The 25400-nt window shown below is 71.8% G+C and carries 24 protein-coding genes and 1 pseudogene; 15 read left to right on the forward strand and 10 right to left on the reverse strand.

Features of this window, described 5'->3' with window-relative positions; genetic code table 11:
* Window positions 1–56: 56 nt before the first annotated feature.
* The 5 genes from ACFY5B_RS36945 to ACFY5B_RS36965 all read left to right on the forward strand — a co-directional run bounded on the left by ACFY5B_RS36945 (window position 57) and on the right by ACFY5B_RS36965 (window position 3997).
* Entirely contained in the window at window positions 57–1265 is a 1209-nt protein-coding gene (locus ACFY5B_RS36945) for a pyridoxal phosphate-dependent aminotransferase (RefSeq protein ID WP_389978750.1), read from the forward strand.
* 141 nt (window positions 1266–1406) lie between these two features.
* On the forward strand, window positions 1407–1970 hold the full coding sequence (locus tag ACFY5B_RS36950) for a DUF2243 domain-containing protein (protein ID WP_389978753.1): 564 nt from the start codon (window positions 1407–1409) through the stop codon (window positions 1968–1970).
* The gene (locus tag ACFY5B_RS36955; RefSeq protein WP_389978756.1) at window positions 1970–2821 is read left to right on the forward strand and encodes a cytochrome c oxidase assembly protein; all 852 of its coding nucleotides are present in this window, start codon (window positions 1970–1972) and stop codon (window positions 2819–2821) included. Before ACFY5B_RS36950 ends, ACFY5B_RS36955 begins: the two co-directional genes overlap by 1 nt.
* A 59-nt stretch (window positions 2822–2880) precedes the next feature.
* On the forward strand, window positions 2881–3516 hold the full coding sequence (locus ACFY5B_RS36960) for a hypothetical protein (RefSeq protein WP_389978758.1): 636 nt from the start codon (window positions 2881–2883) through the stop codon (window positions 3514–3516).
* Window positions 3517–3574: 58 nt separating this feature from the next.
* Window positions 3575–3997: an acyl-CoA thioesterase gene (locus tag ACFY5B_RS36965; protein ID WP_389978761.1), complete on the forward strand. Its 423-nt coding sequence runs from the start codon at window positions 3575–3577 to the stop codon at window positions 3995–3997.
* 60 nt (window positions 3998–4057) lie between these two features.
* Here ACFY5B_RS36965 and ACFY5B_RS36970 read toward each other — a convergent pair whose 3' ends face one another.
* From ACFY5B_RS36970 to ACFY5B_RS37000, 7 genes are all read right to left on the reverse strand, one after another.
* Window positions 4058–5446 carry a nucleobase:cation symporter-2 family protein gene (locus ACFY5B_RS36970; protein WP_389978764.1) on the reverse strand — a complete coding sequence of 463 codons (1389 nt, stop codon included), beginning with the start codon at window positions 5444–5446 and terminating at the stop codon, window positions 4058–4060.
* A gap of 261 nt (window positions 5447–5707) precedes the next feature.
* The gene (locus ACFY5B_RS36975) at window positions 5708–7087 is read right to left on the reverse strand and encodes an 8-oxoguanine deaminase (RefSeq protein WP_389978767.1); all 1380 of its coding nucleotides are present in this window, start codon (window positions 7085–7087) and stop codon (window positions 5708–5710) included.
* A 118-nt stretch (window positions 7088–7205) separates the two neighbouring features.
* Entirely contained in the window at window positions 7206–8153 is a 948-nt protein-coding gene (gene pucL, locus ACFY5B_RS36980; protein WP_389978770.1) for a factor-independent urate hydroxylase, read from the reverse strand.
* Between the two features lie 6 nt (window positions 8154–8159).
* On the reverse strand, window positions 8160–8558 hold the full coding sequence (gene uraH, locus ACFY5B_RS36985) for a hydroxyisourate hydrolase (protein WP_389978773.1): 399 nt from the start codon (window positions 8556–8558) through the stop codon (window positions 8160–8162).
* Window positions 8559–8563: 5 nt separating this feature from the next.
* Window positions 8564–9076 carry a 2-oxo-4-hydroxy-4-carboxy-5-ureidoimidazoline decarboxylase gene (gene uraD, locus ACFY5B_RS36990; protein WP_389978776.1) on the reverse strand — a complete coding sequence of 171 codons (513 nt, stop codon included), beginning with the start codon at window positions 9074–9076 and terminating at the stop codon, window positions 8564–8566.
* Window positions 9077–9274: 198 nt separating this feature from the next.
* Window positions 9275–9643, reverse strand: a complete 369-nt coding sequence (locus ACFY5B_RS36995; protein WP_189593286.1) for a helix-turn-helix domain-containing protein — start codon at window positions 9641–9643, stop codon at window positions 9275–9277.
* Window positions 9640–9891, reverse strand: coding sequence for a thiamine-binding protein (locus ACFY5B_RS37000; protein ID WP_361879652.1), 252 nt, complete (start codon window positions 9889–9891; stop codon window positions 9640–9642). Before ACFY5B_RS37000 ends, ACFY5B_RS36995 begins: the two co-directional genes overlap by 4 nt.
* A gap of 163 nt (window positions 9892–10054) precedes the next feature.
* On the opposite strand from ACFY5B_RS37000, the gene ACFY5B_RS37005 reads away from it, so the two are divergent.
* The 5 genes and pseudogenes from ACFY5B_RS37005 to ACFY5B_RS37025 all read left to right on the forward strand — a co-directional run bounded on the left by ACFY5B_RS37005 (window position 10055) and on the right by ACFY5B_RS37025 (window position 13570).
* The gene (locus tag ACFY5B_RS37005) at window positions 10055–10876 is read left to right on the forward strand and encodes a TIM barrel protein (RefSeq protein WP_389978823.1); all 822 of its coding nucleotides are present in this window, start codon (window positions 10055–10057) and stop codon (window positions 10874–10876) included.
* A 25-nt stretch (window positions 10877–10901) separates the two neighbouring features.
* Window positions 10902–11792 (forward strand): 2-hydroxy-3-oxopropionate reductase, encoded by an 891-nt coding sequence (locus ACFY5B_RS37010; protein ID WP_389978780.1) that lies wholly within the window; start codon window positions 10902–10904, stop codon window positions 11790–11792.
* 165 nt (window positions 11793–11957) lie between these two features.
* Window positions 11958–12131 (forward strand): annotated as a pseudogene (locus ACFY5B_RS37015) (catalase); the annotation flags it as partial.
* Between the two features lie 413 nt (window positions 12132–12544).
* Window positions 12545–12781: a hypothetical protein gene (locus ACFY5B_RS37020; RefSeq protein ID WP_031134159.1), complete on the forward strand. Its 237-nt coding sequence runs from the start codon at window positions 12545–12547 to the stop codon at window positions 12779–12781.
* Window positions 12782–13051: 270 nt separating this feature from the next.
* Window positions 13052–13570 (forward strand): TIGR04222 domain-containing membrane protein, encoded by a 519-nt coding sequence (locus ACFY5B_RS37025; RefSeq protein ID WP_389978782.1) that lies wholly within the window; start codon window positions 13052–13054, stop codon window positions 13568–13570.
* 92 nt (window positions 13571–13662) lie between these two features.
* On the opposite strand, the gene gcl is transcribed toward ACFY5B_RS37025, so the two are convergent.
* A complete protein-coding gene (gene gcl / locus ACFY5B_RS37030) occupies window positions 13663–15447 on the reverse strand; it encodes a glyoxylate carboligase (protein WP_389978785.1) in 1785 nt (594 codons plus the stop codon).
* 209 nt (window positions 15448–15656) lie between these two features.
* Between gcl and ACFY5B_RS37035 the strand changes: the two genes are divergently transcribed.
* Both ACFY5B_RS37035 and ACFY5B_RS37040 read left to right on the forward strand, forming a co-directional pair.
* The gene (locus tag ACFY5B_RS37035) at window positions 15657–16412 is read left to right on the forward strand and encodes a hypothetical protein (RefSeq protein ID WP_389978788.1); all 756 of its coding nucleotides are present in this window, start codon (window positions 15657–15659) and stop codon (window positions 16410–16412) included.
* 28 nt (window positions 16413–16440) lie between these two features.
* Window positions 16441–16947: a GNAT family N-acetyltransferase gene (locus ACFY5B_RS37040; RefSeq protein WP_389978791.1), complete on the forward strand. Its 507-nt coding sequence runs from the start codon at window positions 16441–16443 to the stop codon at window positions 16945–16947.
* 22 nt (window positions 16948–16969) lie between these two features.
* On the opposite strand, the gene ACFY5B_RS37045 is transcribed toward ACFY5B_RS37040, so the two are convergent.
* Both ACFY5B_RS37045 and ACFY5B_RS37050 read right to left on the reverse strand, forming a co-directional pair.
* Window positions 16970–18556: an AMP-binding protein gene (locus ACFY5B_RS37045; RefSeq protein WP_389978794.1), complete on the reverse strand. Its 1587-nt coding sequence runs from the start codon at window positions 18554–18556 to the stop codon at window positions 16970–16972.
* Window positions 18553–20232, reverse strand: a complete 1680-nt coding sequence (locus ACFY5B_RS37050; RefSeq protein ID WP_389978797.1) for an AMP-binding protein — start codon at window positions 20230–20232, stop codon at window positions 18553–18555. Before ACFY5B_RS37050 ends, ACFY5B_RS37045 begins: the two co-directional genes overlap by 4 nt.
* Before the next feature lie 126 nt (window positions 20233–20358).
* Between ACFY5B_RS37050 and ACFY5B_RS37055 the strand changes: the two genes are divergently transcribed.
* The 3 genes from ACFY5B_RS37055 (at window position 20359) to ACFY5B_RS37065 (ending at window position 25220) form a co-directional block, all read left to right on the forward strand.
* On the forward strand, window positions 20359–21168 hold the full coding sequence (locus tag ACFY5B_RS37055) for a response regulator transcription factor (protein ID WP_389978800.1): 810 nt from the start codon (window positions 20359–20361) through the stop codon (window positions 21166–21168).
* 204 nt (window positions 21169–21372) lie between these two features.
* Window positions 21373–24225 carry an AAA family ATPase gene (locus ACFY5B_RS37060; RefSeq protein WP_389978803.1) on the forward strand — a complete coding sequence of 951 codons (2853 nt, stop codon included), beginning with the start codon at window positions 21373–21375 and terminating at the stop codon, window positions 24223–24225.
* Between the two features lie 203 nt (window positions 24226–24428).
* Window positions 24429–25220, forward strand: a complete 792-nt coding sequence (locus ACFY5B_RS37065) for a S1 family peptidase (RefSeq protein ID WP_389978805.1) — start codon at window positions 24429–24431, stop codon at window positions 25218–25220.
* Window positions 25221–25400 lie beyond the last annotated feature (180 nt).

Genomic DNA, 25400 nt, shown 5'->3' on the forward strand with positions numbered 1-25400 from the left:
TCCAAGCGCCTACTTGGTAAAACCAAGCAGCACAGTCGCCAGAGGGGAAGCAGCGCATGGAGTTCCGGCAGTCGAGCAAGCTCAGCGAGGTCTGTTACGAGATCCGCGGCCCGGTCATCGAGCACGCCAACGCGCTGGAGGAGGCGGGACACAGCGTGTTGCGCCTGAACACCGGCAATCCGGCGCTCTTCGGGTTCGAGGCACCGGACGAGATCCTCCAGGACATGATCCGGATGCTGCCGCAGGCGCACGGCTACACCGACTCGCGCGGCATCCTCTCCGCCCGCCGGGCCGTGGCCCAGCGCTACCAGACGCTCGGCCTGGAGGTCGGCGTCGACGACGTCTTCCTCGGCAACGGCGTCTCGGAACTGGTGTCGATGGCCGTCCAGGCGCTCATCGAGGACGGCGACGAGATCCTGATCCCCGCCCCGGACTTCCCCCTCTGGACGGCGGTGACGACCCTCGCGGGCGGCAAGGCGGTCCACTACCTGTGCGACGAGCAGGCCGACTGGTACCCCGACCTCGACGACATGGCTTCGAAGATCACCGACCGCACCAAGGCGGTCGTGATCATCAACCCGAACAACCCCACCGGCGCGGTCTACCCCAAGGAGATCGTCGAGGGCATCCTCGAACTCGCCCGGCGGCACGGCCTCATGGTCTTCGCCGACGAGATCTACGACCAGATCCTCTACGACGACGCCGTGCACCACTCGGCCGCCGCGCTCGCCCCCGACCTGGTGGTCCTCACCTTCTGCGGGCTGTCCAAGACGTATCGCGTGGCGGGCTTCCGCTCCGGCTGGCTGGTGGTGACCGGGCCGCGCCAGCACGCGAAGGACTACCTGGAGGGCCTCACCATGCTGGCCTCCATGCGGCTGTGCGCCAACGCGCCCGCGCAGTACGCCATCCAGGCCGCGCTCGGCGGCCGGCAGTCCATCCGCGAACTCACTACACCGGGCGGGCGGCTGCTGGAGCAGCGGGACGTGGCCTGGCGGATGCTCAACGAGATCCCGGGCGTGACGTGCGTGAAGCCGAAGGGCGCGCTGTACGCCTTCCCGCGTCTGGACCCCAAGGTGCACAGGATCCACGACGACGAGCGGTTCGTGCTGGACCTGCTGCTGCGGGAGAAGATCCAGGTGGTTCAGGGCACGGGCTTCAACTGGCCCTCACCGGACCACTTCCGCATCCTGACCCTGCCGCACGCGGACGACCTGGAGGCGGCCATCGGCCGGATCGGGCGGTTCCTCGGCGGGTACCGACAGTAGGCGCCGGGCGTTTCCCGGCCACGCGGGGGGACGGCCGGAAAGGGTCTTTGAGCCGGATGGGGGCCCTGCGCAGGGCGTGAGCGCCGCGCAGGGGGGAACGTCGTCTTCGGTCCTTCCCCCAGGCAGGAGCGGAGACGAGTGATGGCCACCACGCAGGGCGCAGCCCGACTCGGCACGGCACGACCGGCGGACCTCCGGCTGCCGGGCATCGTGCTCGGGGTGGGGATGGGCGGGTTCGTCGACGGCATCCTGCTGCACCAGTTGCTGCAGTGGCACCACATGCTCTCCAGCACCAATCAGGACCGCATCGGGCTGAAGTACTACAATCCCCACACCGTGTCCGGCCTGGAGATGAACACGCTGTGGGACGGCGTCTTCCACACCGTGTGCTGGCTCGCGGTCCTGCTCGGGCTGGCCGTGCTGTACGCGCGGGTCACCCACGACCGGCTGGGGGTGTGGACCTCCCGGGTGCTGTGGGGCTGGATGCTCGTGGGCTGGGGCCTGTTCAACCTCGTCGAGGGCGTGCTGGACCACCACGTCCTCGGCATCCACCACGTCTACGCCGGGGAGGGCCAGGTCTGGTGGGACATCGGCTTCCTCGTCCTGGGTGCGCTGCTGGTCGCCGGCGGCCACCTGCTCCAGCGCGGCGGCCGGTTCTTCGACCCCGGTGCGCCGGCCGACCGCCGTGAGGGCCGGTCGGGCTGATGGACCACCACCATCTGCCCGAGCACGGGCACGGCGCGGCCAGTGATGCCCTGGACCTGCTGCCGCCCGCGCTCGTGCTGCTCGCCGCCGCCGGTGCCTACCTGCTGCTCGTCCGCCGGGCGCGCCATCGCAATCCGGCCCTCGGCTGGAGCCGGTGGCGGACCGGCTTCTTCCTCGGCGGGATCGTCCTGCTCGGTGTCGCGCTGCTGCCGCCCGTGGCCCCCTACGCCCACGAGGACTTCCGCGGGCACATGGCCCAGCACCTCCTCATCGGCATGTACGCGCCGCTCGCCCTGGTCCTGGCCGCCCCCGTCACGCTCCTGCTGCGCACCCTGCCGGCTTCCCGGGGCCGGCGCCTGACCGCTGTGCTGCACAGTCCGCCCGCTCGCGTGATCGCCCACCCGGCGGTCGCGCTGGCGCTCTCGACGGGCAGCCTCGTGGCCCTGTACTTCACCCCGCTGTACAACGCGACCACGACCGGCCCGGCGGCGCACTGGCTGCTGCACGCGCACTTCCTGCTCTCCGGATGCCTGTTCGCCCACGCCATCGCGGGCCCCGACCCGGCCCCCGCCAGGCCGGGCGTCCGGGCCCGGCTGGTCTGCCTCGGCGTCGCGATCGCGGCACACGCCGTGATCTCCCAGCTGATGTACGCCGGCTTCCGGGTCGACATCCACGCGCCGGTCGACCAAGTGCAGGGCGGCGCGGAGATCATGTACTACGGCGGCGACCTGGCCGAGCTGCTGCTGGCCGCCGCATTGGTCGCCACGTGGCGGCCCGAGCCCCGGCGCGCGACGAGCCGTGGCGGGTGGCGCCGAGTCGTCCCGGCCCGGAATGTCAGTGGCGGGTCGTAGCCTTCGAGCAGGTGGGGCGAGAAGCCGCGGGATCGCCCGAGGCCGGAGAGGAGCACGCCGTGACGCGACCGCCGACCGCCGCGCAGCGGCGTGTCATCGACGCCGCAGACCCGGTGACCGGGCGGCTCCGGGGCACCGAGTCACAGCTGACTGCACTGGTGAAGCGGGGGCTGGCCTTCCGGCACCCGCGGCCGCCGCACGACCACTTCCTGACGCCCGAGGGGCACCGGGTGCGGCAGGGCATCACCCAGGTGCCCGAGGCAGCCGGGTCCGCGGAGGCCCCCGCTTCGACGGGTGTGTTCGCCGCACGCGTCGGCGGCGAGGAGGCCGCTGCGGATACCGGTCCCGCCCGGCGCCGTGAGGTGCACAGCGCCTGGCAGGGGCTGCTGGAGCTGCGCCGGATGACCAACCCCGGCGGGGACGTGGACCGGCCGTGCGGCTGGGAGCGTACGCATCTGGTGCGGGCCGCGGCGCTGGCCCTGGAGGCGGCCGGGCACGCTCCGGCGGGGCGGGAGGGCGGGGGCTATCGCGTACGGGAGACCCCCCAGCCGGAGGCCGTCGCCGTCCACGAGCCGGACGGCGAGGCGCTGCGGGCCTGCGCGGCCACCCTGGAGGGGGCAGGCTGGCAGGTGAGCGAGCACCGCGAGCCGCGCACCGCAAGCCGGTATCTGCTGGCTTCGCCGCGCCGCGCGTGATGGGCATGCCAAGATCGGTGGATCGTTGCGCAGTGCACGAGAACCCGAAGGGGAAGCCGTGAGCGAGCCGTTTTCCGTCCCTGTGACCGTCCGTGGATACGAGACAGATGTCCAAGGACACCTCAACCAGGCGGTCTACCTGAACTACGCGGAGCACGCCCGCTGGTCGCTGCTCCACGCCGCCGGGATCAGCCAGTCCGCCCTCATCGGCAGCGGCGTGGGCCCGGTCGCCCTGGAGACGACCATCCGCTACAAACGCGAGCTGCTCGCGGGCGACGAGGTCGAGGTGACCTGTGCCTTCGAGTGGGGCGGCGGCAAGACGTTCCGGATCGAGCAGACCGTCGTGAAGTCCGACGGCACGGTGGCCGCGGAGATCACGGCGGTCGGCGGAATCCTCGACCTGGAGCAGCGCAGACTGGTCGCCGACCCCGCAGAGGTCTTCAAGAAACTGGCGTCGGATCCGGGCGTGTTCGGGCTCTAGGTGTATTGACCCGCGGGGTTTGTCGATTGTTCCAAGCGGAAGGTGAACGGAGTCCTGGGGTCAGGACGCGGCCGGAGCCTTCGGTGCGCCCGTGAGCTCCTCGCCCGCCTCCATCGGGTGGGTGACGTCATGGGCGTCTCGGCCGTTGCGGCCCAGGTGGTTGAAGACCAGGTTGAGCAGCACGGCCGCCACACAGCCCGTGGAGATGCCGGAGTCCAGGACGATCCGGGCCGTCTCCGGGAAGGCGTGGTAGAACTCCGGCGCCGTGATGGGGATGATGCCGACCGCCAGGGAGACCGCCACGATCAGGACGTTGTTGTCCCGGTCCAGGGCGGCCCGGACCAGGGTCTGGATGCCGCTGGCGGCGACCGAGCCGAACAGCACCACGCCCGCCCCGCCGAGCACCGGGCGCGGTACGACGGCGATCAGCGAGGCCGCCATGGGACACAGGCCCATCAGCACCAGGAAGCCGCCGCCCGCGGCGACGACGTACCGGCTGCGGATCTTCGTCATGGCGACCAGGCCGATGTTCTGCGCGAAGGCGCTGCACATGAAGCCGTTGAAGAGCGGGCTGATCGCCGAGCCGAGGGTGTCGGCGCGCAGGCCGGCCGCGATGGTCTTCTCGTCGGCCGGGCGGTCGACGATCTCGCCCAGCGCCAGCATGTCGGCGGTCGATTCGGTCATCGATACCACCATCACCACGCACATCGAGATGATCGCGGCGAGCTGGAACTGCGGGGCGCCGAAGTGGAACGGGGTGGGGAAGCCGACGACGGCCGCGTCCGCGACGGGGCCGAAGTCCGTGGCGCCGAACGGGATCGCGATCAGTGTGCCGATCACCAGGCCGAGCAGCACGGCGATCTGCTTGACGAAGCCCGTGGTGAAGCGGCGCAGCAGCAGCACGATCAGCAGGGTGACGGCCGCGAGGCCCAGGTTGGTCGCCGAGCCGTAGTCGTGTGCCGTCGGGTCGGGTCCCTGCGCCCACCCGAAGGCGACGGGGAGCAGCGATATGCCGATCAGGGTGATGACCGTGCCCGTGACCACGGGCGGGAAGAAGCGGATCGCCTTGCAGAAGACGGGGGCCGCCAGGAAGCCCAGGAGTCCGGCGACGATGACCGCGCCGAAGATGATGGGCAGGGCGTCGGACTTGTCCTCGGTGGAGGCGACGATCGCGGTCATCGGGGCGACACCGGCGAAGGTGACGCCGTTGACGAACGGCAGCCGGGCGCCGATCTTCCAGATGCCGAGGGTCTGCAGGAAGGTGGCGAGGCCCGCGGTGAAGAGGCAGGCGCCGGTGAGGAAGGTGAGGTCGCCGGCGGAGAGGCCGATGGCCGCGCCGACGATCAGGGGCGGGGCGACGACGCCCGCGTACATGGCGGCCACGTGCTGCAGGCCGGTCGTCGCCATCTTGAGCGCGGGGAGTTTTTCGTCAACGGGGTGGTCGGCCACGGCGGCGTCCCTCCGGTCGGTTACACGGCTGCGCCATAGGGGCCGCCGTGGGTGTCAGGGAGGTGGTGCGGGTGGGCTGGGGGCACCTCCCTGCTCGAGCGGAGCCGAGAGCTTGGGGGAGGGACCGGACATGCAGGTGACGGGGTGGGCCGTTCCGGGGCGCGCGGTTGCGCGCGCCCCGGAGACGACCGCCGTGGTCCCCGCTCGGGTCCACGGCCACCGGCCGGGAGCCGTCCCTCCCGGCCGGAGTCATCCGGGTGGTCAGGCCTCGGCGGCGATCCTCGCCAGCCGCCGGGCCTCGTCCCGTGTGGCGCGGGCGATGGCGTCCTCGTCGGCCGTGAGCAGCCGTCCGTCCTCGACGATCTGCCGGCCGTTCACGAAGGAGGCGGTGACCGGGGCGGCCGCGCCGAACACCAGGGCGGTCACCGGGTCGGCGATGGAGGCGTGGGCGAGCGTGTCCAGCTTCCACAGCACGAGGTCGGCGAGCTTGCCGGGCTCCAGGGAGCCGGTCTCCGCCGCCCGGCCGAGGACCTGGGCGCCGCCGTAGGTGCCGAGGCGCAGGGCCTGACGGGCGTTCAGGGCGGCTTCCCGGTGGGCGCCGAGGCGGTTGATGAGGAGCGCGTTGCGCAGCTCGGTGTGGAGTTCGCCGGACTCGTTGGAGGCGGTGCCGTCGACGCCGAGGCCGACCGGGACGCCGGCCGCGAGCATGTCGGGGACGCGGGCGATGCCGGCGGCGAGGCGGGCGTTGGAGGAGGGGCAGTGCGCGACGCCGGTGCGGGACCGGGCGAAGGCGGCGATGTCGGAGTCGTTCATGTGGACGCAGTGCGCCATCCACACGTCCTCGCCGAGCCAGCCGGTGGACTCGAAGTAGTCGGTCGGGCCCATGCCGAACAGTTCGTGGCAGAACTTCTCCTCCTCCACGGTCTCCGAACCGTGGGTGTGCAGCCGGACGCCGAGACGGCGGGCCAGCTGGGCGCCGTCGCGGAGCAGTTCGGTGGAGACGGAGAAGGGCGAGCAGGGCGCGACGGCGACCTGGGTCATGGCGTCGAAAGAGGAGTCGTGGTGCCGGCGCACGGTCTCCTCGGTGGCCGCCAGCGCACCGTCGAGGGTCTCGACGGCGAAGTCCGGGGGCAGGCCGCCGTCCTTCTCGCTGCGGTCCATGGAGCCGCGGGCGAGGGTGAAGCGGACGCCCATGTCGCGGGCGGCGCCGATGATCGCGCCGGAGAGGTCGCCGGAACCGCGCGGGAAGACGTAGTGGTGGTCCATGGCGGTGGTGACGCCGCCGCGGGCCATCATCGCCAGCGAGCCCTGGGCGGCCGCGCGGACCATCGGCTCGTCGATGCGCGCCCAGGTGGGGTAGAGCGCGACGAGCCAGTTGAAGAGGTTGTGGTCCGTGGCCAGGCCGCGGGTGATCCACTGATAGAAGTGGTGGTGGGTGTTGATCAGGCCGGGGGTCACGAGGTGGCCGGAGGCGTCGATACGGCGTACGACGTTCTCCAGGCCCTCGGGGGCCGCGCCCGCGCCGAGTGACTCGATGCGGTTGCCGGCGAGGACGACGTGCCCGGAGGCGTACTCGGTGTCGTGTCCGTCGACGGTCGCGATCGCGCAGTTCTCGATGACGATGCGCCGCTCAGCTGCCATGGTTCGTCCCTTTTCACGAAGTGTGCTGAATCGAAGAGGGCACGGCAGGACCCTGGGAGTTTTGAGTGCCGTGGCCGGGAGAAGGGTTCCCCGGCCACGGGTGCCGAAAGGGGGAACGTCAGAGGTTGGTGAGGTCCTCGGGGATCCGCGCCTCGCAGCCGTCCCGCAGGATCGTCGCCTCGATCAGGCCGTACGGGCGGTCGGCGGCGTAGTACACCTCATTGTCGTTCTTCAGCCCGAACGGCTGCAGGTCCACCAGGAAGTGGTGCTTGTTCGGGAGGGAGAAGCGGACCTCGTCGATCTCGCTGCGGTGGTTGATGATCCGCGAACCCATTTGGTAGAGGGTCTGCTGGAGCGAGAGCGAGTACGTCTCGGCGAAGGCCTGGAGCATGTGCTTCTTCACCTGCTCGTAGGACTTCTCCCAGTTGGGCATGCGCTGCTCGTCGTCGGTCCAGTTGAACCGCCAGCGGCCGGAGACCTCGGTGGCCAGGATGCGGTCGTAGGCCTCCTTCAGCGTCGTGTACTTGTCCTTGACATAGCCCCAGAACTCGGAGTTGGTCGAGTTCATCACGACGAGGTCCTTGAGGCCGGAGACGACCTCCCACTTCTCACCGTCGTAGGTGATCTGCGTCAGCCGGACCTCCTGGCCCTTGCGGACGAAGGAGTGCTTGACCTCGTCGGCGCCGATGGACTGGGAGTTGGCGTCGGAGGCCTCGATCCGCTCCCAGGCGTACTCCTCGATGCGGATCCGGGCCCGGTGGATCGGCTGCTGGCTGGTGACGAAGTGCCGGGCGAGGTGGATGCCGAACTGCTCGGCGGACTCGATGCCGTGCTCCTTGGCGAACGCGTACACCGTGTTCTTGGTGGTGTCGGTCGGCAGCACGTTGGCGTTCGAGCCGGAGTAGTGGACCTCGTCCATGTCGCCGCTCAGCGCGACGGAGACGTTGAGGTCCTTGATGTGGTGCGTGGCACCGTCCCGCGTGATCTTGACGACTCGGTTCTCGGCCTTGCCGTACTGGTTCTGTCCCAGGATCACAGGGTGGGCAGGGCGGGAAATGTCTGTCATCTTTAGCTAGCTCCCTCGGTATACGGAGTAGCCGAACGGGTTGAGCAGCAGCGGTACGTGGTAGTGCTCACCGGCCTCGACGGCGAAGGTGATCGCTACCTCCGGAAAGAACGCACCGCTGTCCCGATTCGCGGGGGCGTCCTGCTGCGCATCGGCTTGCTTCTTCGCAGATTCTTCGAGGTACGGCTCCACCGCGAAGTCGAGCCGTACGTGGGTGGTGCCCTCCGGCAGCGCCGGCAGGTCCTTGCACCGCCCGTCCGCGTCGGTCACGGAGCCGCCGAGCGCCTGCCAGTCCGCCGCGCGCCCGGAGCGGGCGGCGAGCCGGACGGCGACGCCCTCGGCGGGGCGGCCGACGCTGGTGTCCAGGATGTGCGTGGACACGGAGGCGGTGGTGCTGGTGCTCATGGGGGTCAGGCTTCCTCTTCGACGAGTCGGGCCAGGCGGATGCGGTTGATCTTCCCCAGTTCGGTGCGGACGATCTCCCGCTCCCGTTCCGGCGTGTTGCCGAGCCGTTCTCTGAGCGCGTCCCGCATCTGCTCGCCGGTGCGGCCGGTGGCGCAGATCAGGAAGACATGGCCGAACCTCTCCTGGTAGGCGAGGTTCAGCTCCAGCATCTCCGCCTTGAGTGCGTCGGAGGCGCCGGCCATGCCGCGCTGCTCCCGGGCCGAGGTCGGGTCACCGGGCTTGGGACGGCCGATGGGCGGGTGGCCGGCCATCGCCTCGTCCAGGTCCGCGGCCGTCAGCTCCGCCATGGCGGCGTCGCTCGCGGCGTACAGGTCCTCGCTGGTGGCGTAGGGGCGGGCGGCCAGCAGGCGCTTCGCCCACGCCGTGGCGGCGCACGCCTCGTGGAGTGCGGTGAGGGCCGCGTGCTCCTCGAGGGTGTTGAACCGGGTCAGGCCCGGCGGCGTGGAAGTGGACGTCACGGGAGCCTCCGTGGCCGGATTCGGCCGTCGTGCTGAACGGGCGTGCCGATAGCTAACGCCCTCCCGCGACAGCACGTCAACAGTTTGTTGAAAATTCGGTGGCGCGAAACCGGACCGGTGCGCGGGGGCAACGGCGGGGAAACCTCGGGGGCTGTCACGCGGGGCAGCCGGTCACCGGCTGCGCGGGGCGGGCGCCGGTCAGGCTCCCTTCTCACGGTTGAGGTAGTTGTAGACGGTGAAGCGGCTGACGCCGAGGGCGCTCGCCACGGTCTCCACCCCGTGCCGTACGGAGAAGGCGCCGCGCGCCTCGAGTATCCGTACGACCTCCTGCTTGGCCCTGCGGTCCAGATCGGCGAGCGGCATGCCCTTGCGGCGCTCCATCGCGGCCAGGATGTGATCGAGGGAGTCGGCGAGCTGGGGCAGCCGGACGGCGACGGCGTCCCTGCCCTCCCAGGCCAGGACGACGTCGTCGGGGCCGGCCTCGTCGGGCGGGATCATCTCACCGCCCATGGCGTCGACCAGGGGTTTCACGGCCGCGATGAACGGCTCGTCCCCCGCGCCACTCACGCGCCGCCCTCCTCGACCACGTTGACCTGGAGCGAGACGCGGGTGGCACCGGCCTCGAGGGTCTTGCGGAGGAGGGCGTCCACGGCGGTGAGAACCGCGTCGGCACCGCCCTCCGCGGTGTTGCCGAACGGGCCCACGTCGACGGCGTCCAGCTCGGCGGCCTCCACGACCTCACGGGCCACCACCGCGTGCGCGGGCGCCTCGTCCAGGTCGAACGGCTCGGTCGTGAACTCCACTCTCAGTCGCACGCGCTCAACCTAACGCGCGGGACGGACTTTCCGGCAGCCCCTCTTGACAGCCCTCGCACCCCGCAGGCAATCTTCCGTTAAGCAGAAACATGATTCCACGATGCGGAATGACAAGCTGCTGAAGGCAAGCACCACCGAAGACAAGGAAGGGAGCGCCGCCCCGATGGGATTCGCAGACCAGCGCTTCAACGTCAACCTGTCGATCCTCTTCACGGAGCTCCCCCTCCTGGAGCGCCCCGCGGCGGCCGCCGCGGCGGGCTTCACCGCGGTCGAGCTGTGGTGGCCCTGGGTCGACTCGCCCGTCCCCGAGCGGTCCGAGCTCGACGCCCTGAAGCGCGCGATCGAGGACGCCGGCGTCCGGCTGACCGGCCTGAACTTCTACGCCGGGCAGCTCCCGGGCCCGGATCGCGGTGCCCTGTCGGTTCCCGGTCCGGAGGCGGAGCGGTTCCGCGCCAACATCGACGTGGCCGCCGACTTCGCCGCCTCCCTGGGCTGTACGGCCCTGAACGCCCTGTACGGCAACCGCGTCGAGGGCGTGGACCCAACCGAGCAGGACGCCCTCGCCCTGGAGAACCTGGTCCTCGCGGCCAGGGCCGCCGACCGGATCGGCGCGATTCTGCTGATCGAGGCGCTGAACCGGCCCGAGTCGCCGCTGTACCCGCTGGTGTCGGCCCCGGCGGCCGTGGAGGTCGTCGACCGGGTCAACGAGGCGACCGGCCTGGACAACGCGCGCTTCCTCATGGACCTCTACCACCTGTCCATGAACGGCGAGGACCTCCCGTCGGTGATCGAGCGGTTCGCCGCGAAGACCGGGCACGTGCAGATCGCCGACAACCCGGGCCGTGGCGCGCCGGGCACGGGCTCACTGCCCCTCGAAGACCTCCTCGACCAGCTGACGAAGGCGGGCTACGACGGCTGGGTCGGCCTCGAGTACAAGCCGGGCGACCGCCCGAGCGCCGAGGCCTTCGACTGGCTGCCCCGCTGACCCCGTACCTGAAAGGCACCCCATCATGAGCACACTCCCCAAGGTCGCCTGGATCGGACTCGGCATCATGGGCTCCCCCATGTCCGAGAACCTGATCAAGGCGGGCTACCAGGTCACCGGCTTCACGCTGGAGCAGGACAAGCTGGACCGGCTGGCCGCCGCGGGCGGCACCGCCGCCGGCTCGATCGCCGAGGCCGTGAAGGACGCCGACGTCGTCATCACGATGGTCCCGGCCTCCCCGCAGGTCGAGGCCATCGCCTACGGCCCCGACGGCATCCTGGAGAACGCGCGGTCCGGCGCGCTGCTGATCGACATGTCCTCGATCACCCCGCAGACCTCGGTCGACCTGGCGAAGGCGGCGAAGGACAAGGGCATCCGCGTCCTGGACGCCCCGGTGTCCGGCGGTGAGGCCGGTGCCGTCGAGGCCGTACTGTCCATCATGGTCGGCGGCGAACAGGCCGACTTCGACGCCGCGAAGCCGATCCTCGAAGCGCTCGGCAGGACCATCGTGCTGTGCGGTCCGCACGGCTCCGGTCAGACCGTCAAGGCCGCCAACCAGCTGATCGTCGCCGTGAACATCCAGGCGTGCGCCGAGGCCGTGGTCTTCCTGGAGAAGTCCGGCGTGGACCTGAAGGCCGCCCTGGACGTCCTGGGCGGCGGCCTCGCCGGCTCGACCGTGCTGACCCGCAAGAAGGACAACTTCCTCGGCCGCGACTTCAAGCCGGGCTTCCGGATCGACCTGCACCACAAGGACATGGGCATCGTCACGGCCGCCGCACGCAACGTCGGCGCGGCCCTGCCCGTCGGCGCCGTGGTCGCCCAGCTGGTCGCGTCCCTGCGTGCGCAGGGCGACGGCGGCCTGGACCACTCGGCGCTGCTGCGGGCCGTGGAGCGACTCTCCGGCGCCCGGGTCTGACCCTCCCCCGACCCTCGTGCCCCCGAGGGTCCCCGATCCCCGGGCGGCGCCGCCGCTGACAACTGTCCTGTCGCGCCCAGAGCGGCTGCGCCGCCCGGAACCACCCACGCCCTTCGCTTCAACAAACTGTTGACGCTCCGCTCATCCCGATCCTAGGCTCCACGCGCCCGCGGCTCGGGCGCGTACGGCCACTTCGAAGTGACCGACGACATCACGGACTTCACCCATGCCGACTTCCTCGGCGCGGTCGGCAAGCGCGCCGAGGTGTTCCTGCGCTTCTCGACCGCCGCCGACTCGCTCGGCGGGGCGGACGCGGTGCGCGACCCGCGCGGTTTCGCTCGCGACGGCGTGATCGAGAAGAACCTCGCGCACTTCCACGCCGCCGGCCCCGAGTACGGGCGGCGCGTGGAGGAGGCGGTCCGCACCCTGCGCGAGGACTGAAAACCCCCTGACCGTGATCGACCGCCCGGGGCGACCCGGATGAGGGGTGGTCCCCCGGGCACGGACACGGTCAGGGCGCGGACCGCGGCGGCTGCGAGCCAGTGCGGTGGTGAAGGGCCCGGACCGGCTTCTCGACCTGAGGGAAGCCCACCCCGGAGCCCGTCGCACCCGCCGCGGTCCCAGCACCACCCACCCCTCTCCCCCCGACCCCGTCCGGCGGCGCGAACGTCCTGTCGCGCCCAGCCTCGCGCCGCCGGACGGCCAGCCGTTCCCAGGGTGCGGATCCGTCCCGTTCGCAGCAGCCTGAAGGCATGGCACCTCCCACCGAGCACCCGCATGTCGTGGTCCACGCCCCTGCTCTGGACGGCTCGCGCCGGGTCACCCTGGGCGAGGAGCCGCTGGGCGTCGCCACCCACACCGACGACGTCGCCGAGATCCTGCGCCTGGCCGACCTGTACGTCACCGACGTCGCCGAGAGCGACCTCGTCGAGTGGCAGGGCGGCGGGCCGGACGACTGGCCGGGGCTGTCGGAGCACCACGAGGCGTGAGCGCGCCTACGGCACCGGTCGTACAGCCCGTACGGAACCCTCACATCAACCTGTGAACCCGGCCCCGGGGGCTTCAACCACCCCTGGGGCCGGGCACATTCTCGTCACACGGGGCCCGTCGGCACGGGGGCGGCGGGTCCCGGTACGGGGGTGAAGCCATGAGCGACGGTACGGCGGTCCGGCTGGAGCCGCACGAGATCGCACTGCTGGGGGAAGGCCCGTGGGCCGCCGTCACCGTCGCCGTGGTGGACCTGCATCTGCGGGGGCCTGGTGGAGGCGGACCTGCCGGGGACGATCCGGGCGGCTGGCGCGGACGCCCTGGAGGCGGTTCAGCCGCCTTCTCCCCTCGCGGTCGCGGTGCTCGCCTGTCTTCGCGAGCCGGCCGCCCCCAAGAGCCTGGTGAAGGATCCGGAGATCCGCCTCGCGGTGGCAGTCATGCGCATCCCGCTCGCGGGGGCGGGCCTGCTGCGTTGTCCCCTGCTCGGCCCGACGCGCGCCGCCCGCCGCCACGTCAGTGCCCTGCGGGACGTCCATCCCCTGCCGGCGAGCAGGCAGGGCCTGACCGACGGTGAACGGCTGCTCCTGGTCGCCCTGCACGGCGAGGCGGCCCTGTGGCTGCTGGTGCCGCGCTTCGCCCTGCGGGCGGGTCTGGTCCGCCGGGCCGAGGTGGGCGGCAAAAGCCTCCTGAAGAACTCACCGCGCGGCCGGGGTGGCGGGGGCGGGGGTTACCACTACTGCAGTGGCGGCGGGGGCGGCTGCGGAGGCGGAGGCGGAGGCGGCGGGAGCTGACCCCGTGCGTGCGTCTGCGGGCATGCGGCACGGGACATGTGTGAGGGGCGGTCCGTCCTCATGGACGGGCCGCCCCTCTGCTCCCCTGTGCGTCAGACCTTCAGCGTCCGGATCGACGTCGGCGCGTGGCCGGGCTCGGTGGCGATCTCCTCGAACTCCACGACGTTGCCGATGTCGTTGGTCGTCGACATGGAGATGTTCGTGACGCGCTCCAGGATCGCCTCGACGACGACCGGGACCCGGTGCTCCGCGGCCAGCTTCTTGGCCTGCTCGAAGGCGTCGCCCAGCTCGGCTGGGTCGGTGACGCGGATCGCCTTGCAGCCGAGGCCCTCGGCGACCTTGACGTGGTCGACGCCGTAGACGCCGAGCTCGGGCGAGTTGAGGTTCTCGAACTCCAGGTTGACCTGGAAGTCGATCTCGAACGCCCGCTGCGCCTGACGGATCAGACCCAGGTAGGAGTTGTTCACCAGGACGTGGACGTACGGGATCCTGTGCTGCGCGCCGACGGCCAGCTCCTCCAGCATGAACTGGAAGTCGTAGTCGCCGGAGAGGGCGACGACGGACGCCTCCGGATCGGCCTTGGCCACGCCCAGGGCGGCCGGGATGGTCCAGCCGAGCGGGCCGGCCTGGCCGCAGTTGATCCAGTGGCGGGGCCGGTAGACGTGCAGCATCTGCGCACCGGCGATCTGCGAGAGGCCGATCGTGGAGACGTACCGGGTCTCCGGGCCGAAGGCCTTGTTCATCTCCTCGTAGACGCGCTGCGGCTTGATCGGGATGTCGTCGAAGTGCGTACGGCGCTGGAGGGTCGCCTTGCGCTGCTGCGCGGACTCGGCCCACGCGGAGCGGTCGGGGAGCGTACCGGCCGCCTTCAGCTCGCGGGCGACCTCGACGAACAGCTCCAGGGCGGCCTTGGCGTCGGAGGCGATGCCGTAGTCGGGCGCGAAGATCCTGCCGATCTGGGTGGGCTCGATGTCGACGTGCACGAACGTCCGCCCGGCCGTGTAGACGTCGAGCTTGCCGGTGTGGCGGTTGGCCCAGCGGTTGCCGATGCCGAGGACGAAGTCGGACTCCAGGAACGTCGCGTTGCCGTAGCGGTGCGAGGTCTGCAGGCCGACCATGCCGGCGTTCAGCTCGTGGTCGTCGGGCAGGGCGCCCCAGCCCATCAGGGTCGGGACGACCGGGGTTCCGGTCAACTCGGCGAACTCGACGAGGAGTTCGGCGGCGTCGGCGTTGATGATGCCGCCGCCCGCGACGATCAGCGGCCGCTCGGCCGCATTCAGCATCCCGATCGCCTTCTCGATCTGGGCGCGGGTCGCGGCGGGCTTGTAGACCGGGAGCGGCTCGTAGGTCTCCGGGTCGAACTCGATCTCCGTCAGCTGCACGTCGATCGGCAGGTCGATGAGGACCGGGCCGGGGCGACCGGAGCGCATCAGGTGGAAGGCCTGCTGGAAGACGCCCGGGACCTGCGCGGCCTCCAGCACGGTGACGGCCATCTTCGTGACCGGCTTGGCGATGGAGGCGATGTCGACGGCCTGGAAGTCCTCCTTGTGGATCACGGCGGTCGGAGCCTGGCCGGTGATGCACAGGATCGGGATGGAGTCGCCGGTCGCGGAGTACAGCCCCGTGATCATGTCGGTGCCGGCCGGGCCCGAAGTGCCGATGCAGACGCCGATGTTGCCCGGGTGGGTGCGGGTGTAGCCCTCGGCCATGTGCGAGGCGCCCTCGACGTGCCGGGCGAGGGTGTGGGCGATGCCGCCCGAGGCTTTGAGCGCCGCGTAGAACGGGTTGATCGCCGCGCCGGGGACACCGAACGCGTCGGCGACGCCTTCGCGCTTGAGGATCTCAACTGCCGCGCGGGCAGCGGTCATTCGAGCCATCGAGTACTCCTGCTTCGGCTGTCGGATTCGCACTCCCGTCGCGCCCCGCGGTGAGCTCTTCCGTATTGCGGAAATTGTTTTCTACTATCTGGAATGAATGTATGCGGGGCGGGCGAAGGGCGTCAAGAGACGGAAAGCGCCGGACAGGGTGGGGCCCGAGGGAGCACGATGGGCACGCCGGCCCGATACGACACGGTTATGGAGGGGCCATGGCCGAGACCGTCGCGGTGCGCTGCCCGGCCTGCCGCCGCGAGCACCGCTACACCGCACCGGCGTACCCGTGCGCGTGCGGTGCGCCGGTCGCCCCGCGACTCGACCGGGACGGTACGGCGACGCCCGTCTCACACCGGGTCTGGCAGGAGGACTGGGTGAGGGTGCGGTGCGGCTCCTGCGGGCGGCGCGGCGAGTGGCCGCGCCCGGAGGTGGGGTGCTCGTGCGGAGCGGTACTGCGGGTGGCGGTGGTGGAGGACGGGGAGAGTGCTGCCGCTCGGGACGACGCACCCCTCGCGGAAGTCACGCCGGCCCCGGAGGCGGCGACGGTCCGGCGCACCGCACCGGCCGCCCGGCCCCCCTTCCCCTCCGTCACGATCCGTACGGCGCGCGACGCCGTCACGGCCACCGCCCTGTATCTGCGCTGGCTCGGCTACCGGGGTGTACGCAGGGCGGACCAGCGTCCGCCCTCCGGTATCGGTCTCGCCGCCCGCGGTATCGTCGCGCAGGTGGACCCGGCCGTACGCCCGGCGACCCTCAGGGACGTCGAATGCCTGTGGCTGACGGCCATGACGGAGTCCGCGGACTGCCTCTACTTCTCCCTCGCCGGGTACGCGGACGACGCCCGGGCCCGCGCCGACACCCTGGGCATCGCCTTGTTCGTCCTCGACCTCACCGGCACGCCGAGGCCGGTGAACGCGCGCGCCGACGCCCTGGCCACCACCGGCACCGGTACCGAGAACCCGGCTCCCTGACCACCCCCGAGCACCGCATACTCACCGCATGCGTATTCGCCCCGCCACGCCCGCCGAACTCCCCGCCCTCCAGGACGTCGAACGTGCCGCCGGGGCGCCCTTCCGCGACCTCGGCATGCCGGAGATCGCGGACGACGCACCACCCGCACTCGACACCCTGGAGCACTACCGCAGGGCGGGCCGCTGCTGGGTGGCGGCGGACGAGCGGGGCCGGCCGGCCGCCTACCTCCTCGCCGAACCCGTCGACGGCGCCCTGCACGTCGAGCAGGTCTCGGTCCACCCCCGCGCCGCGCGCAGGGGCGTGGGCCGCGCCCTGCTGGACCACGCCGCCGACCACGCCCGCGAGGAGGGCCTGACGGCCCTGACGCTGACCACCTTCACGGAGGTGCCGTGGAACGCCCCCTACTACGCCCGCCTCGGCTTCCGGCCCCTCCCCGAGGCGGACCTCACGCCCGGCCTGCGCGCGATCCGCGCGACGGAAGCCGAACTGGGCCTGGACCGCTGGTCACGGGTGTGCATGCGCAAGCCGCTGTGAGCGGAGCGGCCGCGCTGCGTCCTCAGCCGCCGGCGAACCTCTCCCGCAGCTCCACCTTGCGGACCTTCCCGGACACCGTCATCGGGAAGGAGTCGAGGATCCGCATCCGGCTCGGGAGCTTGTAGTGCGCCAACCGCCCCTCGCAGAAGGCACGGAGCTCCTCCAGCGTGGGCGGGTCGTCCGGGTCGCGCGCGATGACGCAGGCCAGGACCTCCTCGCCGTAGCGCTCGTGCGGGACGCCGACGACCTGGACGTCCTGGATCTTCGGATGGCCGTAGAGGAACTCCTCGATCTCGCGGGGGTAGATGTTCTCCCCGCCCCGGATGATCATGTCCTTGATGCGGCCGACGATCTCGACGTAACCGTCCTCGCGCATGACGGCCAGGTCCCCGGTGTGCATCCAGCGGCCCGCGTCGACGGCCTCGGCGGTCTTCTCCGGCTCGTTCCAGTAGCCGAGCATCACGCTGTAGCCGCGGGTGCACAACTCACCCGCCCTTCCGCGCGGTTGGGTGACGCCCGTGGCCGGGTCGACGATCTTGACCTCGATGTGCGGCAGGACCCGGCCGACCGTGCCGGTGCGGTGCTCCAGGTCGTCGTCCATCCGGGTCTGCAGCGACACCGGGGACGTCTCGGTCATGCCGTAGCAGATGGAGACCTCCGCCATGTGCATCTCGGCGACGACCCGCTTCATCACCTCCACCGGGCAGGGCGAGCCCGCCATGATGCCGGTGCGCAGGGAGGAGAGGTCGTAGGAGGCGAAGTCGGGGAGGTTCAGCTCCGCGATGAACATGGTCGGCACGCCGTAGAGGGACGTGCAGCGCTCCTGCTGGACCGCCTCCAGGGTGGCCTTCGGGTCGAAGGACGGGGCGGGGATGACCATGCAGGCGCCGTGCGAGGTGGCGGCGAGATTGCCCATCACCATGCCGAAGCAGTGGTAGAAGGGCACCGGGATGCAGATCCTGTCCTGCTCGGTGTAGGCGATCAACTCGCCCACGAAGTAGCCGTTGTTGAGGATGTTGTGGTGGGAGAGGGTCGCGCCCTTCGGGAAGCCCGTCGTGCCCGACGTGTACTGGATGTTGATCGGGTCGTCGCAGGAGAGTTCGTCGTAGGTCGCGTCGGGGGTGGCCCGCCCGAGCAGCGCATCCCAGCTCGGGTCGCCGAAGTAGACCACCTCGCGCAACTCCGGCAGCGCGCCGCGGACCTGCTCGACCATCGCCCGGTAGTCGCTCGTCTTGTGGCTCAGGGAGGCGAACAGCAGGGACACGCCCGCCTGCTTCAGGACGTACTCCACCTCATGGGTGCGGTACGCCGGGTTGATGTTCACCATGATCGCGCCGATGCGGGCGGTGGCGTACTGGACGAGCACCCACTCGGGGCGGTTGACCGCCCAGATGCCCACCCGGTCGCCCTTGGCGACGCCGGAGGCGTGCAGGGCCGAGGCCAGTTCGCCGACCGCCGCACCGAACTCGGCGTACGTCCAGCGCCGCCCGGACGGCACGTCGACCAGTGCCTCGCGGTCCGGCCAGCGGGCCACCGCCCGGTCCAGGCTGGCGCCGATGGTGTCGCCGAGCAACGCCGTCCCACTGGTGCCGTGGCTGTAGGAACTCACCGGAAGTCCTCCTCGCGGTACTCGGCGTCCGAACCGGCCGCCGTGGCCTCACGCAGCTCGATCCGCCGGATCTTGCCGGAGACGGTCTTGGGCAGGTCGGCGAACTCCAGGCGGCGGATGCGCTTGTAGGGGGCCAGCGCCTCACGGGAGTGCTCGAACAGGACCTTGGCGGTGTCGGGGCCCGGCTGCCAGCCCTCGGCCAGCACGACGTACGCCTTGGGGACGGCCAGCCGCAGCTCGTCCGGCGCGGGCACGACCGCCGCCTCGGCGACCGCCTCGTGCTCCAGCAGCGCGCTCTCCAGCTCGAACGGGCTGATCTTGTAGTCGGAGGCCTTGAAGACGTCGTCGCTCCGGCCGATGTACGTCAGATACCCCTCGTCGTCCCTGGAGGCGACGTCTCCGGTGCGGTAGTAGCCGCCTGCCATCGCCTCGGCCGTACGGTCCGCGTCGCCGTGGTAGCCGGTCATCAGGCCTACGGGGCGGTCGGACAGGTCGAGTGCGATCTCGCCCTCCGCCGCGCCCGGTGCGCCGGACACGGGGTCGAGGAGTGCGACGCGGTAGCCGGGGCTCGGCCGGCCCATCGAGCCGGTCTTGAGCGGCTGGCCGGGGCTGTTGGCGACCTGGACGGCCGTCTCGGTCTGGCCGAAGCCGTCCCGGATGGTGCGGTTCCAGGCCCGGCGGACCTGCTCGATGACCTCCGGGTTGAGCGGCTCACCGGCCGCGACGACCTCGCGCGGCGGGGTGCGCAGCTGGGTCAGGTCGGCCTGGATGAGCATGCGCCACACGGTCGGCGGGGCGCAGAAGGTGGTCACGCCCGCCCGGTCCATCTCGGTCATGAGACGAACGGCGTCGAAACGCGTGTAGTTGTGCAGGAAGACGGTCGCCTCGGCGTTCCACGGGGCGAAGAGGTTGGACCAGGCGTGCTTGGCCCAGCCGGGTGAGGAGATGTTCAGGTGCACGTCGCCGGGTTTCAGGCCGATCCAGTACATGGTCGACAGATGGCCGATCGGGTACGACGTGTGGGTGTGCTCGACGAGTTTGGGCCGGGCGGTGGTGCCCGAGGTGAAGTACAGCATCAGCGGGTCGTCGGCCCGGGTCGGGCCGTCGGGGGCGAAGGCGGCCGAGGCGCCGTAGGCGTCGTCCAGCGGCAGCCAGCCCTGCGGCACCGCGCCCGCGGCGCCCGCGGCGATGCGCGTGTAGTCGCCGGGGACCTCGGCGAACTTCGCGGTGTCCTCGGGACGTGTGATGACGTGCCGGACCCGGCCGCGCTCGACCCGGTCGCGCAGGTCGGCGGGGCCGAGCAGCGGGGTGGCCGGGATGACCACCGCGCGCAGTTTCATCGCGGCGAGGGCGGTGATCCACAGTTCGGCCTGGTTGCCGAGCATGACGAGGATCCGGTCCTCGGCGCGCACGCCCCGCTCGCGCAGCCAGGTGGCGAACTGGTGCGACCGTACCGACATCTCCCCGAAGGACAGCTGGGTCTCGCGGCCGTCCTCCTCGACGAGGTGCAGGGCGGTGCGGGCGTTGCCGTCGGCGATCTCGTCGAACCAGTCGAGCGCCCAGTTGAAGTACTCGGGGCGGGGCCAGCGGAAGCCCTCGTAGGCGGTCGGGTAGTCCTCGCGGTGTTCGAGCAGGAAATCCCGCGCGTCGCGGAACAGCTCCGTCGCCGATGTCATCTGTCCTCCTGGGTGCCGGACCATTGCCGGGCGGCTCTGAGCCATCGTGTAATCCGTGATGCAGGTCTCACTACCCCCGAACGGGGGGTGCGCCCGCACAGGAGCCGTGACGAAGGGGCGGATCAGGTGACGACGGACGCGTCCGACGCGGTCGAGATACGCGACGCGCTGCTGCGTCTGCGGCGGGGCACCGGCCTTCCCGTCGCCTTCGGCGGCCTGCTGGAGGCCGGGCGGCAGATGCGCATCAGCGAACTCAGCGGCACGGCGACGCACGCCCTGCGCTCGCTGGTGGTGACGTCGGGCACCGGTCTCGGTGGCAAGACGTTGGCGCTGGCCCGGCCGTGCGTGGTTACGGACTACTCGGCGTCGCGGCAGATCAGCCACGAGTACGACGCCCCGGTGGCCGCGGAGGGGTTGCGCTCGGTGCTGGCCGTGCCCGTGGTGGTGCGGCACCGGGTGCGCGGGGTGCTGTACGGCGCGCTGCGCACGTCCCTGCCGCTGGGCGGGCGGATGCTGGACGCGGCCGTGGAGGCGGCGCGGGACGTGGAGCGGGCCCTGGCCGTCCGGGACGAGGCCCGCACGCTCGCCGCCGGGGCCGGAGCGGGCCCGGGGTGGGAGAGGGTGCGGGAGGCGCACGCGGCACTGCGGGCGCTGGCTCCGCGCATCACGGACCCGGAGCTGCGTGCGGAGGTGCACGAGGTGTGTGCGCTGCTGACGGCCGAGTCCGCCGGGCCGGCGCGGGTCCGGCTCGCACCGCGCGAGGTGGACGTGCTGGCCTGCGTGGCGGCGGGGGCCACGAACGCGGCCGCCGCGGAGCGGCTGGGCGTGACGCCGGAGACCGTCAAGGGGTACCTGCGGTCGGCCATGCGGAAGCTGCGGGCCCGCACCCGCGGCGAAGCCGTGGTCGCCGCGCGCCGGGCGGGGTGGTTGCCATAGGTTTGCGGTGTTTTCTGTGACGCCTGCACGAGCGCTGCGCCGAGAGGCCGGCGCGCGGGCGGTGACCCCGTCTTCCGGGGCATTCGGGAGTCCGGTGAATTCTGCCGCCGTCACGTGTTGTTATTTCCCTCACGAGGTCGTCCCTCCGAAATTCAAAGAACCGTTGCCTAATATTGGCCAGGACACGACACAGGGAGGGGAGCGGTGACCGTACGACGGGACTTCCAGGAGCCTCCCAGGAGCCGCCCCGACCTGGTCATCGGCCGGGAGGATCTGTTCACCTCGGCGCGTGAGCAGCTCGGCCGAGGGGGCAGTGTGCTGCTCCACGGCCCCGCCGGAATTGGAAAGTCGACGGTGCTGCGGGCGCTGGCCGCGGATTACGGCGGTGCGGACCGGACGGTGTTGCGGTGCTCGGCGACCGAGTCGGAATCCCACCTGCCCTTCCTGGCGCTGGCCGACCTGTTCGGGCTGGTGCTGGACGACGTGTCCGGTGCGCTGCCCGGCGCCCAGCGCACCGCCCTGGAGTCGGCGCTCACCGGCCGCGGCGAGTCCACGCTCCAGCGGGACGGGCTCGCGCTGCGCCTGGCGGTACTGTCGGCGCTGCGCGTCCTCGCCGCGAAGGGCCCGGTGCTCGTGGTCGCCGACGACCTCCAGTGGCTGGACGCCGCCAGTGCGGAACTGCTCGGTTTCGCGGCCCGCCGGCTGGGTGACACGCCCGTGCAGATGCTGTGCGCGGTGCGGACCGAGGGCCAGGAGTACGACCGCCACCTGCCCGCCTCCCCGCCCGACACACTCGCCGTCCGACTGGGCCCGCTGACCCGTACGCAGGTCTCCGCACTGCTCGACCACCGCGGTTACACGCCCCTGTCCCGCTCCACGATCCGCGACATCCACCGCACCAGCGGCGGCAACCCGCTCTTCGCGCTGGAGCTGGGCCGGGCCCTGGCCGAGAGCCCGGCCCGGCCCCGGCCGGGCGAGCCGCTGCCCGTGCCCACCTCGCTGCGGGCTCTGGTGCTGAGCCGCCTGGAGATGCTGTCCGACGAGGCGCGCCGCACCCTCCTCGTCGCCAGCGCCGGTGCCCGTCCCACCCTGGCGCTGCTGCACGCGGCCGGACGGGAGCACGCCGAGGCCGAGACGGCCCAGGCGGCGGCCCTGGGGCTGCTGGCCACGGACCCCGAGGCGCCGGCCCTGCGGTTCGCGCATCCGCTGATCTCGGCCGCGCTCTACGCGGAGGCCCCGGCTCAGGAGCGGCGGGCCGTGCACGCCGCGCTGTCCACGGCGGCCTCCGACCCGATCGAGCGGGCCCGGCACCTGGCCCTGGCGACCACCGGAACCGACCCGGACGTCGCGGCCCGGCTCGCCGAGGCCGGTGCGCTGGCCCGGGACCGCGGGGCGCCCTCCGTGGCCGCCTCGCTCGGGCTGCTGTCCGCCCGGCACACCCCCGCGGACAGCACCCCCGGCCCCGACGAGCGGCGTCTGCTGGCAGCGGAGGACGCGATCACCGCCGGCGAGGCCGATCTCGCCCGGGACATCGCACGCGACGTACTGACGCGTGCCACCGTGCCCGCCGAGCGGGTCCGGGCCTGGATGGTGGTCATCGAGGCGGCCGGTCAGGCCCTCGGCGAGGTCGACGCCGTCTTCCCGCAGGTCCTGGCCGACGCGGGCGACGACCCGTGCCTCCTCGCCCAGGTCCACTACCAGCTGGCCTGGCGTGGCCTGGTCGTCGAGGGCGACTTCGCCGAGGCCCGCCAGGAGGCCGCGCACGCGGCGGAGCTGGCCGCCCGGGGCGGGGACCGGCGCACCGAGCTGATGGCGCTGTCCTTCCAGGCCTCGACCGAGACCCTGATGGGCCATCCCGACGCCCCCGTGACCGTCAAACGGGCCCTGAAGGAACCTCAGGACCCTTACGTGGCCTGCCACCACAACGGGGCCGGGTCGGCCCGGTTCCGCTGGCTGATCATGAGCGACCAGCTGCCCGAGGCGCGGGCGACCATCACCGCGCTGCTGCGCGAGGTGCGCCGGCGCGGCATGGTGGAGAGCGAGGTGCACTTCCTGCGCTTCCTCGCCGACACGGAACTGCGTTCCGGACACTGCGGCCGGGCCCTGGATCTGGCCCGCGAAAGCCTGCGGCTCGCCCGGGACTCCGGGATCGGCGAGGGCGCCTCGGCCATGCTCGCCTCCCTCGCGGAGGCCTCGGCCGGGGACGTCGACCGGGCCCTGGCCCTCGCCCGCGAGGCGGCGGACCACGCCGAGGTCGACGGCGACCAGATGTACCTGTCGCGGGCCCTGGCGGCGCTGGGCTACGCCCAGTTGGTGGCCGGCGACCCGGCCGCCACCGTCCGGTCGCTGCGCCGGGTGCGGGAGCTGGAGCAGGGTCTCGGCATCAACGACCCCGGGCGCGGGCGCTGGCACGGCGACCTCGCCGAGGCCCTGGTCCGCATCGGCGAGCCGGGCGAGGCCCAGGACGTCATCGACACGACCAGGGCGCACGCCCTGCGGCTGGGCCGGCAGAGCGTGCTGGCCGTCCTTGACCGGGCCGAGGCCCTGGTGCGGGCGGCACGCGGCGAACACGAGGCCGCCGTCGTCCGGTTGACGTCCGTGCAGGACCGGCTCGGCCGGCTCGGGTACGGCCTGGAGGAGGCCCGGGCCGCCTTCGCGCTGGCCCGCCTGCGCGCCCAGGCCGCCGCCTCCCCCCGCGCCGGCGCCAGGCCCCTGCCGGGACCGGTGTCGTACGACGAGGCCGCGCGGCTGTTCCGGCGCTGCCGCGCGCTGCCCTGGCTGCGGCAGGTCGACGCCGCCGCCACGGCCGGCCCCACGGCGGTGGAACCGGCCTCGGCCGCGCCGCCCGTCGCCCTGGACGCGTTGGAGGGCCTGGCCGCGATGGAGCGTCAGGTCGCCTCGCTGGTGATGGAGGGCGCTACCAACCGGGAGATCGCGGCCCGCCTGTTCATCAGCGTCAAGACCGTCGAGGCGACCCTCACCCGGGTCTACCGCAAGCTCGGGATCCGCTCCCGGGTGGACATCGTCCGGCTGGCCGCGGGCCGTCGCACGACCTGACCCGACCTGGGTTTACGGCGCCGGACCGAGGGTTATCCCTGCCCAACTCCCTTAGGGGGTTCCCTCATTGGGAGCCTCCTCGTCCTGGCTCTAGCTTTGGGGCGTGCCGCTCGCCGGGCACACGGAGATCCGAACAAAGGCGTCAGGGTCCCCGTTCACGACCACCCGCGCGACCCCCCACCGGCAACTCCCCAAGGAGACCCATGTTCGGGCTCAACGCTGCCAAGAAGGCCGCCGCCGTCGTCGCGGCGACCGCCGCCGCCGCCACGACCGCGCTGCTCGCCGCCCCCACGGCCGTCGCCGCACCCCAGCCGATCGTCGGGGGTACCACCACCACGACGTCCGCGTACCCGTTCGTCATGCAGATCACGGACGCCTCGCAGAACCAGTTCTGCGGCGGCACGCTGGTCTCGCCCACGAAGGTCGTCACCGCCGCGCACTGCATGGTCGGTGAGACCACGAGCAGTGTGCGCGTCGTCGGTGGCCGCACCTACCTCAACGGAACCAACGGCACGGTCAGCAGAGTCAGCAAGATATGGATCCACCCGAGCTACACCGACACCACCAACGGCGACGACGTGGCCGTGCTGACGCTGTCGACGTCGATGCCGTACACCACGGCGAAGTACGTCTCCGCCTCCCAGACCTCGGTGTACGCGGCCGGCACCACCGCCCGCATCCTCGGCTGGGGCACCACCGCCTCGAACGGCAGCAGCTCCAACCAGCTGCGCACCGCGACCGTACCGACCGTGTCCGACTCCAGTTGTGGGAGCTCCTACGGCTCCGACTTCGTGAAGAGCGACATGGTGTGCGCCGGATACACCTCCGGCGGCGTGGACACCTGCCAGGGCGACAGCGGCGGCCCCCTGCTCATCGGGGGTGTCCTGGCAGGCATCACTTCCTGGGGCGAAGGCTGCGCCCAGGCCGGTTACCCGGGTGTCTACACCCGGCTGACCACCTTCTCCAACCTGGTCACGACGCAGGTCAACTCGTGATCGGCGACTAGCTCCTGAGTATCCCTCAGGTGATTGACCGGGGGGGGGGGGGGGGGGGCCCCCCCCCGCCCCCCCCCCCCCCCCCACCCAACCCCCCCCCCCCCCCCGCCCCCCCAAAAAATCGGGGGGCCCCCCGCGGGGCGCCGCCCCGCCACGCCACCCCCCCCCCCCCCGCGACAG

The sequence above is a fragment of the Streptomyces sp. NPDC013187 genome (assembly GCF_042899705.1).
In the GTDB taxonomy this organism is placed as follows: Bacteria; Actinomycetota; Actinomycetes; order Streptomycetales; family Streptomycetaceae; genus Streptomyces; species Streptomyces hawaiiensis_A.

Coding starts and splice junctions, on each gene's coding strand:
- ACFY5B_RS36945 (WP_389978750.1), top strand. CDS start 57: ATGGAGTTCCGGCAGTCGAGCAAGCTCAGCGAGGTCTGTTACGAGATC.
- ACFY5B_RS36950 (WP_389978753.1), top strand. CDS start 1,407: ATGGCCACCACGCAGGGCGCAGCCCGACTCGGCACGGCACGACCGGCG.
- ACFY5B_RS36955 (WP_389978756.1), top strand. CDS start 1,970: ATGGACCACCACCATCTGCCCGAGCACGGGCACGGCGCGGCCAGTGAT.
- ACFY5B_RS36975 (WP_389978767.1), bottom strand. CDS start 7,087: ATGGCAGCTGAGCGGCGCATCGTCATCGAGAACTGCGCGATCGCGACC.
- pucL (WP_389978770.1), bottom strand. CDS start 8,153: ATGACAGACATTTCCCGCCCTGCCCACCCTGTGATCCTGGGACAGAAC.
- uraH (WP_389978773.1), bottom strand. CDS start 8,558: ATGAGCACCAGCACCACCGCCTCCGTGTCCACGCACATCCTGGACACC.
- ACFY5B_RS37005 (WP_389978823.1), top strand. CDS start 10,055: ATGGGATTCGCAGACCAGCGCTTCAACGTCAACCTGTCGATCCTCTTC.
- ACFY5B_RS37010 (WP_389978780.1), top strand. CDS start 10,902: ATGAGCACACTCCCCAAGGTCGCCTGGATCGGACTCGGCATCATGGGC.
- ACFY5B_RS37020 (WP_031134159.1), top strand. CDS start 12,545: ATGGCACCTCCCACCGAGCACCCGCATGTCGTGGTCCACGCCCCTGCT.
- gcl (WP_389978785.1), bottom strand. CDS start 15,447: ATGGCTCGAATGACCGCTGCCCGCGCGGCAGTTGAGATCCTCAAGCGC.
- ACFY5B_RS37035 (WP_389978788.1), top strand. CDS start 15,657: ATGGCCGAGACCGTCGCGGTGCGCTGCCCGGCCTGCCGCCGCGAGCAC.
- ACFY5B_RS37040 (WP_389978791.1), top strand. CDS start 16,441: ATGCGTATTCGCCCCGCCACGCCCGCCGAACTCCCCGCCCTCCAGGAC.
- ACFY5B_RS37050 (WP_389978797.1), bottom strand. CDS start 20,232: ATGACATCGGCGACGGAGCTGTTCCGCGACGCGCGGGATTTCCTGCTC.
- ACFY5B_RS37065 (WP_389978805.1), top strand. CDS start 24,429: ATGTTCGGGCTCAACGCTGCCAAGAAGGCCGCCGCCGTCGTCGCGGCG.